This window comes from Bacillus sp. CPT56D-587-MTF (genome assembly GCF_058792335.1).
Genome location: NZ_JBYTEF010000001.1, coordinates 1,055,702 through 1,067,172, shown reverse-complemented (window position 1 = coordinate 1,067,172; position 11,471 = coordinate 1,055,702). Strand labels below are relative to the sequence as shown.

Below are 11,471 nucleotides of genomic sequence, written 5' to 3'. Positions count from 1 at the left end.
CTACTATAAATAAGAAGAAAGAACGTTCTTGAACTGTCACAATAAAAAAACAAAACAATACCTAAGGATATTGTTGTTTCCATAGTTTTTTATAGAGGGAGTTCGCGAACCTCTCCCGCGCGGTGCACGGAATTTCTTCTTTCATTGACATAGCTTATTGTAACATATTGTATACTAGCGTAAAAATTTCTGATTTTTCCGCTATTTATTATTTCATTTCTTTCATTTTATAGTATGATTAATTTAATATAAGAAGAGAGGAGGCATCCCACTGAAATCCTTTATTATTTATCTCTTTTTAAATATATTATTCATCCTGATTACAATGCTCGTATATCATTTATTTTGGAATCAAAAAGGGAAACGCTCTCCTAAATTAAATTCAGCTATATTCATTGTACTCTGTTGCCTCGCTACCGTACTCTGTATTACATTTGCAGCAAAAACAAATAATGGTTTTCAATTTGATATGCGCCATATTGTATTAATTGTCGGTACATTAACGGGAGGGCCTATTGCTGGTGGTTCTATCTTAGTTGTATTAAACATATATCGCTTATTATTAGGTGGGGTAGGTGTTTTCCCATCTCTTATCGGTTCTGTTCTTCTATTTATTGTTCTATTATTAACATATAAATTTTTCAATCGAACTTCTAATCGTATAAAAATAACACTTGCTATTATCTACAGTCTCACATACGGATTTAGTTGGATACCCTTCTTCCTTTCAAAGGTTACAAATAAGACTGATTATATACCGCATATTATTGTGTATGAATTATGTTCAATGCTTGGTACGATTCTAATTTTATATTTACTACACATATTACAAACTCAGGTTCGTCTCCAAAATGAACTTATAAATGCTGAAAAGTTTCATTTAATTGGTGAAATGGCAGCGTCTATCTCTCATGAAATTCGCAATCCATTAACTTCAACGAAAGGTTTTTTACAACTGTTACAATCAGATACATGCACTGAGCAGGAACGAAAATTATATATCGACATTGCCATTAATGGCATCGAACAAGCAAATCATGTTCTTACAGATTATTTAACCTTTGCTAAACCAAGCATTGAAAAAGAACAAATATTACAGTTAGAAGAAGAATTACTACATGCATTGTCGCTAATTACACCGCTTGCTAATTTAACAAATGTACGTACTCATTATATAAAGCAAAGCACTTCTTTTTTTATCGCTGGAGAAAAGCAAAAACTAAATCAATGTTTATTAAATATTTTAAAAAATTGCATTGAGGCTATGCCAAAAGGCGGTGATCTTTATTTCACATTAGTTCCTGATCATAAGCATATTCAGTTATATATAAAAGATACAGGAGTCGGTATGGATTCAGAACAAGTAAAACGTCTTGGTTCGCCCTTTTATTCAACGAAAGAAAAAGGTACTGGACTTGGAATGATGGTCGTATTCAGTGTTGTTCAAGCTATGAATGGAAAAATTGATATTATAAGTGAAAAAGGAATCGGTACAACCTTTTTATTAACTTTTCCACTCATACAAAAAACGTGATGAAATACTCATCACGTTTTTTCTGTTCCTTCAACTAATTCAGCAAAAGCTTTCACTTTTCCGTGCGGTTGTTGATTTTCTTTACGTGCTTTCCAGGCGCGCTCTTCTTCTCGCTTCTTCTTAGACATGTTTTTTCAACTCCTTCTTTTCTTTCTTATTTCTCCATGTAGTATTCCAAAATAAGAAAGAAAACTATGCACGTATCAAAAAAGAAGTGGTTTCCCACTTCTTCCACTTTAGCGTTGCAAAATTGCATGTTTCGCCTCTTTTAACTGCGTAAGATGTCTTTGTTCATGCAAATCAAGAAATTGAACCCATTGATACAAATTCAGATCATTAAAAACAGGATGCTTTAATCCATTTTCAAATAGATCTTTTTCATCTATAACACTATGAAGCGCGTGTAATAGTTCTTGGCGTGAATGTTCTAGCAATTGAATTCCTTGCTGTTTTTTCATTAAAGTTTCTGTTGGTTGCATTTGCTGAGGAGCTTCTCGTTTATGTGTGCGATCAAGCGTAAGTTGAAGGTCTTTAAATGGAGTCATGTTTCTTTCATTTTTTTGTAAAGCATATACAAGGGCAGACGTGACAGATTGTTCAACTAAATGCAAGTGGTGTAAAATTTGAATAATACTCCATTTATCACGGCGTGGCTTTACATTCACTTCTGTGTCATTTAACATTTCAATTTCTGATAATAGCGTGCTTCGAGTAGCCTGTAATGAGTTTACTAAACTTTCTAAACTTACATCCATATTAGATTGAAGCATACTTGTTCCCCCCTTTTGTTGGTGAAAAGAGGTGCTCCTTATTAGAAACACCCCTTTAGTATTCTGAATTTTCTTTTATTATCTCATCATTTTCCCATTATGTCGATGTTAAACATGTGAAAAAAAGCGCATGTTTTTTACAATTTTGTGTCGTCAATCGCATGTAACCATGCTTCAATTTCTGTAATAACACTTTTCACACAGCCTTCAGCAAATGGTGATGTTAAATTTGCAACCTCTACTAATTCTAAGAACGATTTACTTCCACCTTGTTGGCACAGATTCACATAATCTTCCCACGCCTCTTGTCTATTATCTCTTGCACGTTTCCAAAATTGTAGCGCACAAATTTGAGCAAGCGTGTAATCAATATAATAGAACGGTGAGCTATAAATATGCCCTTGACGTTGCCAAAAACCACCGCGCTCTAAATAATCATTCTCCTCATAATCACGATGTGGTAAATATTTCTTCTCTATGTTACGCCATGCTGTCTTACGCTCTTCAGGTGATGCTTCAGGATTTTCATATACATAATGTTGATATTCATCAACAGATACACCATAAGGTAAAAACAGAAGTGCTGAACTTAAGTGAGAGAAGTAATATTTATCTGCATCTTCTTCAAAGAATAGCTTCATCCATGGCCATGTAAAGAATTCCATACTCATAGAGTGGATTTCACACGCCTCATATGTTGGCCAATTATATTCTGGAATTTCAAATTTACGACTTTCATATACTTGGAAAGCATGACCTGCTTCATGTGTTAATACATCAATGTCACCAGATGTTCCATTGAAGTTTGAGAAAATAAATGGCGCTTTATAATTCTCAATATATGTACAATATCCGCCACCAGCTTTTCCTTTTTTCGCAACTAAATCTAATAAATCATTATCTAGCATGAAATTGAAAAATTCATCTGTTTCAGCCGATAACTCTTTATACATTGTCTTTCCATGATCAACAATCCAATCCGCATCTCCTTTTGGAGTTGGGTTACCTGTAGCAAACTCAAAGTTTTCGTCGTAATAAGCTAACTTCTCTACACCGATACGTGCTTGTTGTCGCTTTCTTAATTCCGTTGTAACGGGAACGATATAATCTAGCACTTGCTGACGGTAATTAGCCACCATCTCCGCATTATAATCTGTACGGTACATTCTTGCATATCCAAGTTCAACAAAGTTTTTGAAACCTAAAGATTTTGCGATTTTCGTTCTCACTTTAACAAGCTCATCATAAATACGATCTAGTTCTTCCTCATTTCCAGCTAAAAATCCGTAGTATGCTTCACTTGCTGCTTTACGTTCGCTTCTTTCTTTTCCTTGCATAAACGGAATCAGTTGCGATAACGTTCTTTCTTCTCCAGCAAAGTCAATTTTTGCAGATGCTAATAACTGTGTATATTGCGATGATAATTTATTTTCTAATTGTAAATCTTTCACGACTTCATCTGAATATGTTTTTAAATCACATTCTGCTAGAGCAAATAATTGTTTTCCATAATACGCCTCTAATTCTTCACGAAATGGAGAATTAATGAGTGCCTTATAATATTTTGTACCATATCCTTGTACAACTGGAGAGAATTCATCAAAGAAATCCTGCTCCTCCTTATAAAAAGTATCCGTCGTATCAACAGAATGGCGAATGTAACAAAGGTTTCCCATTGTACCAAAATCGTTGCGAATCTCATTAATTGAATGAATGACTTGTTTTTGTTCTTCTACAGTTTTTGCGTTATCAAACTTCTCTAAAGCAACAGTAAATTTCTCTTTTAACTCTTCAATATTTGGGCGTTTATATTCATAGTCTTTAAATGACATGAACGAGCCTCCTCTCCATTACATACCTTTATTATAATTCAATACGTATTCTTGAATTCCCTCTTAATTTTCAACAAATTTCGGCAGTGATTGCCCTGAGCTCATTACAAATAAAAAAGCCTTGGATTTATTTATCCAAAGCTCCTTTGGAACATATTATTTTTCATACTTCCCAATTTTTTTTAATAAATCAAGTAATTCATCTTTTTCATCTTTCGTTAACATTTCAAAAGACTGATGTATAACTTTCTCATGCCCCGGAAAAATAGAAGCAATAAAGTTCTCGCCAGACTCAGTTAATTGCGCGTAAATAACACGTCTGTCATTCGGACATGGAATTCTCTTTACTAATCCCTTTTTCTCCAGCTTATCTACAACATATGTAATGCTGCCACTAGCTATTAAAATACGCTCACCAATTTGCTGAAGTGGTTGACCGCCTTTATGATATAGCAGTTCTAATACAGCAAATTCAGTTGGATTTAACCCGTTACTTTGTATAGATTTATTTGTAGTATCCATAACAGAACGATGTACACGAGATAATGCAATAAATACTTTTAAAGATTGAGAAATATCTTCTCGTTCATTATTTGATGTCATACAACTTTCAACCCTTCACTTAAATTCTCAGCAATAAAAAGAAAATGCCAGTTCATACTTCCTGTGGATTCCGAATGAGCATTCACTCATCCATTTCCTCTCCCCTAATATATTAAGAATCATTCTTGAATAAAAACATGACAATTTTAACATAGTTTATATATAATGATAATAAAAAAAGAAGGAGTACCACATTTGAAAGTCAAATTCCAAAGCATAATTGTATATATATTGCTTGTTATCCTACCGACAATAGGGATTGGTGCTACATTTTATTCGTATCATACATATAAAATGAAACAGGAAAACAAATTATCTGCTCATACAGTTCTCTTTTTATATAGAGATTATTTGGATCATCATCTTGGTGAAGCAATTTCTGCTTTAGACATGCTTGCAAAAGTTGTAGGCACCGAGACTGGTAATATAAATGGTATTAAACAAATTGTACATGATACAGATGGAAACGATGCACGCTTTTCTGGTCTATATTACGCTACACCAGAAGGAGTCATTACAATCGCATCTGAAGATGAATCAAAGCCTATAGATGTTTCAGACCGTAAATATATTCAAGACGCGCTCCAAACTAAAAAAACCACTGTATCATCAGTCATTACTGATCGCGTTCTTGGACATAAAGCTATTATGATTGCTGCCCCCATATTTAATAAACAGAAGGAGCTCTCAGGATTATTATTAGCTAGTTTACGCTTTGATTACATTTCATCTTCTTTAAATGCCATTAAACCACAATACCATTTTGAGGTAACTGATAAACATGATGTAGTTTTTCTAACCGATGATAATAACGACACAAGTGATACGCATTCTAATATGCTTACTACCCCACTCCAAAGATTAAATTGGAAGGTCTCTGTTTCTCCATTACCTATTCATCAAAAAACCTTATACCAGTGGGTTGCAATAGAGTGTATAGCTACTTTATTTTTAATGTCTATTTTATTTTTACTTGCTCAATATATGTTGTTAAAACGTCAAACAAAAATTGAAAGGCAACAAAATGAACTACAAAAAATTGAATTAGTTGGAACTTTTGCAGCGAGTACAGCACACGAAATCCGTAATCCTCTTACTGGAATTAAAGGACTCGTCGCTCTATTAAAAGAGAAATATAAAGATGAGCAAGATCAGTTCTACTTTTCCGTAATTGAACAAGAAATAGAGCGAATCAATGAAATTGTAAGTGAATTTCTTATTCTCGGAAAGCCAACCGCCATCATCGAACAAACGTATGATGTAAGAAAAATTCTAAATGAGGTAGCATTAATTATTCAATCTGAGGCGAATTTACATAACATTGTATTCCATTTACATTTGCCAGACCATCCTGTTCATATCCGTTGTTCGAAAGACCATATGAAACAAGTGGTTTTAAACATTACAAAAAATGCAATTGAGGCCATGACTTCTAGTGATACACTAACCATTGTAGTAAAAAACAATGAAACACACGCACAATTGCAGATTATAGATACTGGAAAAGGGATTCCGCAACATATTCAAAAACACCTCTTTCATCCGTTCTTTACTAATAAAGATACTGGAACAGGTCTTGGACTTGTCATATGTAAACGAATTGTAGAGATGTATAATGGGCATATTTTTATTGACAGTACAGAAAACGAAGGAACAACAGTTCATATCGAAATTCCGTTACACATAGTATAATTATCCTTATCCTATAAGGGTAATTATACTTATTTCATAAAACCAGCCACAAGCATTCGCCAAAAATTATTTGATTTTCCTTCATACCCGATTTGGAAAATAGGTATTTTTATAATTGAAAACCATTTCGGTGTTTGTTTTTCTTTATAACATTGATATTGTAAAATAAGCTTGTCCAATTCTTGACTAACTTGAATTGTCTCCCTGCTATTTAGCCCACTTGTTAATCCTAGTTGAATCATTTCTTCACGTTTCATATGAATATCACGTGAAAGCTTTTCTAATGTGTACTTCCTTTTTACAGTAAACATCCATATCCCCCTTATTATACTTCCATGCTCTTAACTTCACTTCTCCATTGACTTTTTTAACTACTTAATCATATGCAAATTTGAAGAATCAGAAATTTTAACATTTTCTCCCTGTAATTTACAAATCTTTACCCTCACTTTGAGAATTATTACAAATTATTCTATCTTTGTAAATACATTCGCAATAATAGACATTTTTTTCATCTTGTTTTTTTATAAATGCTACGTAAACCGTGGATTCTTAATTTTCCACCTACTTTTCTTCGACATTTTTTGTTTAATTTATATAAAAAAGCAAAACATAATGATGATTGATAAAGTGAAACTTTAATCAGTGTTTTTTGTTCAGCCCCCACTGATTATTAGCATTCACCAATCGGGTAGGCAGTGAATCTCCCACCTATCCAGCCCAATGTTGAGGTGGGAGTCTTACTCCCCACAAATAGCGGGATAACAATAGAAAGGAAATATTTATATGCGAAAATATACGATTGCATTATTCATCATTGTTTTGTTTTTACCGTCCTTCTTATTTCCTATTCAAGCAAATGCTCATACGAATAAAGTTGCTATTGTCATTGATGATTTCGGAAATAATATGAAGGGGACTAATCAAATGTTATCACTTCCCATTCCACTCACTGTTGCTGTTATGCCTTTTCTTCCTTCCACAAAAGAAGATGCAATAGCTGCCCATAAGAAAGGCCATGAAGTTATTATACATATGCCAATGGAACCTATAAAAGGTAAAAAAGAATGGCTTGGGCCGAAAGCAATTACAACTGATTTAAGCGATGAAGAAATAAACAACCGACTTGAACAAGCGATTCAAGAAGTACCGCATGCAATTGGAATGAACAATCATATGGGGTCAAAAGTAACAGCGGATGAAAGAATTGTTCGCCTTATACTTGCTGCTTGTAAAAAACACGGTTTATTTTACTTAGATAGTAAAACGAATCCTAATAGTGTCGTCCCAAAAATCGGAAAAGAATTAGGAGTTCCTATTATTGAAAACCAACTATTTTTTGATGATGTGTATACAGCAGGACATATTTCAAAACAAGCCCAATTACTCATCAAAAAAATTCAAGAAAAACCTATTATGGTAGCTATCGGGCATGTGGGCCCTCCAGGTGAAATTACATCACGCGTTATTGAAACTTCTATCCCTAAAATTCGTGAGCATGCAGACTTTATTTTCTTATCTGATCTAGCATTATCCCCGCCCCCTGTTTCAAAATAAAGTTCATTACTCACATAAAGTGAAACTTTAATCAGCCCTCACCAATTGGACTTTTATGGGCAATCCGTCCCCCCACTTAACTTCTTTACTTGCGCTGAATTTTGAGGCTCGGATTTTACTGCCCACAAATGGCGGGACAAAAAAGTACCTATCTATATATAACAGATAGGTACTTTTTTTAACTTAAATATAATCTACATGACTCACTCTGAATCCTTTTTTCTCTATTTTTCCGATTAATTGCTTTAATCTTGTTTCATCTAACTCATCTGATATATTTACAATAACGCGGCGGATATATTGATCACCGTTATCTAACGTAAATAGGCCACCGATATTATATGCTTTTAACAATGTCCCAAGCTCTTTAATCGTTCCCTTACAATCTTGTGTTGCAATTGTTAATATATAACCACCTGTTCGCATACCAAATGAATCTTCAATAACATCAAATATATTCGAATGCGTTAACATACCGACAAATTCATTATAATCATTTAGCACGGCTAAAAACGGAAGCCGACGAATTACATAAAAAGCTCTGAAGAATGAATCCTTTTCAAAAATAAATGCATTGGAATCATCAAGCATATCCCCTGCACTTACATGCTCTAATCCGCTATTGCATTTTTTTTCTAATAAATCTACTTTATAAATAATCCCCGTGAATTTCTTCTCATCTTCTGCTAATACCGGGATGGCTCGAAATCCCGTTTCGTTCATCATTTGCAGTGCCTCTTCACCAGAATCATTTATCTTGCAAAATGTTACTTGCTGCTTTGGCAGAAAATGATATTTAACTCGCAAAATATGTTCCTCCTTACATGTCAACATGTAATCTATATATAATAAGGAGACCTATATTTTATGAGTGAAATTATTTTTAAAACGCTTTCATTTGTTTATTAACTTGTAGCCATATCACATCCATTTTTATATAACAGAGCTCCTTGCACCCTTAATCATTAATAACTTTACATGATAGTTCATTAAATATTCTATACCCTCTAGCCATTTTTTCGCTTCTTCTGGCGTTTTTCCCCACACAATCATGCCGTAATTATGAACAAGAACTACTCCTCCACCTTCAATGAAATTCGGAACATTGCTTTCTAATAAATCAGCGAATTTTTTTTCATCTTCTACAATTGGAATTGTCATTTCTGTTATACCTTCTTTTCCGAAAACACGCTCCACACTGCGTTTATCGAACGTTACTTCTCCTTCTTCCCCATATAACTCTGATATTAAATGACTATCTACAGTCTGCACTTGTAAAATACATCCTGCACTACTTTTTTTATAAATATCCGCATGCATAAATGACTCTGCAGCTGGTTTTTCTTCATTTTCAAATACTGACTCGCACATGCAATTTACGACAATAAAATCTTCTTCCGAAAATAGCCCTTTATCTCTTCCCTCAACATTTACTAAAAATGTTAACGGCTCTTTTGACGTACATAGCGATAAGCTAATTTTGGTACCATAAAACCAATCACGAAGTGCCAATTCAGATTTCACATCTTTTAATTCATTCCATTTCTTCAGAAAAAATAACATTTCGTCACCCCCGACATAATATTCATATAAGGTTCGAATCCTTTCTATGTAAAAGGAATATTTTTTGATTATTCTAAAAATTTAATTGAATTATCACATGAGAACGCTTTTTTGTCAATATAGTTTCGTGGTTCTTCTTTAAAATAGGCTATTCATATGTCTATACTCCTATCTATTTCATTTTGCACATAAAAAATACGCTATTCTTTAATTAAAGAATAGCGTATTTTCCTCATTTTTTATTCCGCATTAACGGGCAGCCCGATTGGTGAGGGCTACTAATCAGTAGGGAATGAACAAAACCCCCACTGAATAAAGGTAACTACTCAGCTTCTTCAAATAAAAAAACAGGCCAAATACATGTTTCCGATTCGAAAACATGAAAAGAAAATACTCCAATCAGAGAAAGAATCTATGCCAAATAGAGAAATTCTCTTATGAAGTCGTGTTATTCCAAGGAACCGTTCTAGTTTCTATGACTTGGTTTATCGCTTGTAAGACCGATTGTTTTTGTTTTTTCATGGTACTCATAAAGCTTCGTATCTGACAAAAAGATTCTGCGCCTTTCTTACTTCGGAAAGTCCCAGACACTTTCTGTTTTACTTTCGTCATCCGAATATCCCGTTCTGCTTGATTGTTATCAAATGGAATGGCTGGATGTTCTAAAAACGCTAGAATTCTGTCAGAATACTTGACGAAGCGATTCCATAAATTTTGAGAAGGCGTCTGCTTTCCTTTCTTCTTTTGTTTCGTGGAAAGAATCTGTTGTTCTTTCAATATGGATTGATACATAATAAACAGATTCTTTTGCGTCGCTTTTGGCATGGTACCTTCGGATTGCTTTTTCATCGTCAACGCTTGCGTTAGAAATTTCTGCATCTGTTGTGCCCATTGTTCTCCAGTACTATCTATAATTCCTTGTAAATCTCGTAAGAGATGGGCATTACATAAAACGTGACGACAATCTGTATACGCATCATACGATTTCCAACCATCATGCATCGCAATTCCAGAAAAAGATGGCAAGATTTCTCCAGCATCCATTGCTTCTTTTCCACGTTTTTGATGAATATGTTGCAATGTCACCTCCGGTGTACTGGCAGTATGTAACCATTGTGTTTTGTTTTCTACACGCATACCAGTTTCATCAAAATGGACAACAGGAGACTGCAGAATCTTTTCCTTTACTTCTTTTATGAATGGCTGCAATTGAGAAGCGAAAGCCTGTGTATGATTTACCAGGGTTCCTTCGCTTATAGAATGTCCAAAACAATCCTGAAAGAATTCTTTTGTTCGCTTCAAAGAAATGCATTGATAATGCGTTAAATAGGGAATCAGTCTTTTTATATTTGGACCATATTGAACAGGACGAGATACTGTCGAAGGAAATTGGGCTTCTTGGATAGAATGGCAATGTGGGCATTCTTTCTGTTCTACTTTATGTTCTGTCACTTCGATCTGAATAGGTGGTAAGTCATACACTTGGCGAATGCGATACCCTTTTACAGGCTCGTGGTTCAAGGAAGTATGACAACAAGTACAATATGTAGGAGAATGTGTAATCGTATGATCTGGAGTCGCTGTCAAACCAAGAGTATGTCCCTTGTGGCCCAACTGGCCACCCGTTTGACGATGAGACGGTTTGCGCAAACTTTTTGTAACGGGCTTACCCAAACCATCTGTAGAAGGTGGCTTATGACTATTTTTGGAGTTTTTTTTTGAAGCATTTTCTAGTTCTTGTATACGTTTTTCTAACTTAGAAAATGTTTCTTCAAATAAAGAAATAACAGCTTCAGGTCCTTTTTTATATGTATCTAAAATAATTTTTCGATCGACCATAAGATTCACCTCCCCTGTTTGATATACTCAGTATTTACAAATGGGAGGCATATGAAACTAGTAAAATTTAAAAAAGACACC

11 protein-coding genes and 1 riboswitch are annotated in these 11,471 nt (G+C 34.2%); of the genes, 3 read left to right on the top strand and 8 right to left on the bottom strand.

Annotation, left to right across the window (positions count from 1 at the left end; translation table 11 throughout):
* Positions 1-75 precede the first annotated feature (75 nt).
* A riboswitch (PreQ1 riboswitch) is annotated at positions 76-119 on the bottom strand.
* Between the two features lie 206 nt (positions 120-325).
* Positions 326-1,534 carry a sporulation sensor histidine kinase KinB gene (kinB, locus tag AC3WVZ_RS05555; RefSeq protein WP_000964154.1) on the top strand — a complete coding sequence of 403 codons (1,209 nt, stop codon included), beginning with the start codon at positions 326-328 and terminating at the stop codon, positions 1,532-1,534.
* 11 nt (positions 1,535-1,545) lie between these two features.
* On the opposite strand, the gene AC3WVZ_RS05550 is transcribed toward kinB, so the two are convergent.
* The 4 genes from AC3WVZ_RS05550 to AC3WVZ_RS05535 form a co-directional block, all read right to left on the bottom strand.
* Positions 1,546-1,662 carry a DUF6254 family protein gene (locus AC3WVZ_RS05550; RefSeq protein WP_000038355.1) on the bottom strand — a complete coding sequence of 39 codons (117 nt, stop codon included), beginning with the start codon at positions 1,660-1,662 and terminating at the stop codon, positions 1,546-1,548.
* A gap of 108 nt (positions 1,663-1,770) precedes the next feature.
* Positions 1,771-2,304: a DinB family protein gene (locus tag AC3WVZ_RS05545; protein WP_000941961.1), complete on the bottom strand. Its 534-nt coding sequence runs from the start codon at positions 2,302-2,304 to the stop codon at positions 1,771-1,773.
* Between the two features lie 137 nt (positions 2,305-2,441).
* Positions 2,442-4,136 carry a M3 family oligoendopeptidase gene (locus AC3WVZ_RS05540; RefSeq protein WP_000008577.1) on the bottom strand — a complete coding sequence of 565 codons (1,695 nt, stop codon included), beginning with the start codon at positions 4,134-4,136 and terminating at the stop codon, positions 2,442-2,444.
* A 156-nt stretch (positions 4,137-4,292) separates the two neighbouring features.
* On the bottom strand, positions 4,293-4,739 hold the full coding sequence (locus AC3WVZ_RS05535) for a MarR family winged helix-turn-helix transcriptional regulator (RefSeq protein WP_000203336.1): 447 nt from the start codon (positions 4,737-4,739) through the stop codon (positions 4,293-4,295).
* A gap of 195 nt (positions 4,740-4,934) precedes the next feature.
* Between AC3WVZ_RS05535 and AC3WVZ_RS05530 the strand changes: the two genes are divergently transcribed.
* Positions 4,935-6,431 (top strand): DUF3149 domain-containing protein, encoded by a 1,497-nt coding sequence (locus tag AC3WVZ_RS05530; RefSeq protein ID WP_000865068.1) that lies wholly within the window; start codon positions 4,935-4,937, stop codon positions 6,429-6,431.
* Positions 6,432-6,460: 29 nt separating this feature from the next.
* Here AC3WVZ_RS05530 and AC3WVZ_RS05525 read toward each other — a convergent pair whose 3' ends face one another.
* The gene (locus tag AC3WVZ_RS05525; protein WP_000495536.1) at positions 6,461-6,742 is read right to left on the bottom strand and encodes an aspartyl-phosphate phosphatase Spo0E family protein; all 282 of its coding nucleotides are present in this window, start codon (positions 6,740-6,742) and stop codon (positions 6,461-6,463) included.
* Between the two features lie 475 nt (positions 6,743-7,217).
* On the opposite strand from AC3WVZ_RS05525, the gene AC3WVZ_RS05520 reads away from it, so the two are divergent.
* Entirely contained in the window at positions 7,218-7,988 is a 771-nt protein-coding gene (locus tag AC3WVZ_RS05520) for a divergent polysaccharide deacetylase family protein (protein WP_001234107.1), read from the top strand.
* Positions 7,989-8,171: 183 nt separating this feature from the next.
* On the opposite strand, the gene cbpA is transcribed toward AC3WVZ_RS05520, so the two are convergent.
* The 3 genes from cbpA to tnpC all read right to left on the bottom strand — a co-directional run bounded on the left by cbpA (position 8,172) and on the right by tnpC (position 11,390).
* Positions 8,172-8,795, bottom strand: coding sequence for a cyclic di-AMP binding protein CbpA (gene cbpA / locus AC3WVZ_RS05515; RefSeq protein WP_001264208.1), 624 nt, complete (start codon positions 8,793-8,795; stop codon positions 8,172-8,174).
* Positions 8,796-8,921: 126 nt separating this feature from the next.
* Entirely contained in the window at positions 8,922-9,551 is a 630-nt protein-coding gene (locus tag AC3WVZ_RS05510; RefSeq protein WP_000896006.1) for a class II aldolase/adducin family protein, read from the bottom strand.
* Positions 9,552-9,986: 435 nt separating this feature from the next.
* Complete coding sequence (gene tnpC, locus AC3WVZ_RS05505) at positions 9,987-11,390, bottom strand: IS66 family transposase (protein WP_100910632.1); 1,404 nt, start codon at positions 11,388-11,390, stop codon at positions 9,987-9,989.
* Positions 11,391-11,471 lie beyond the last annotated feature (81 nt).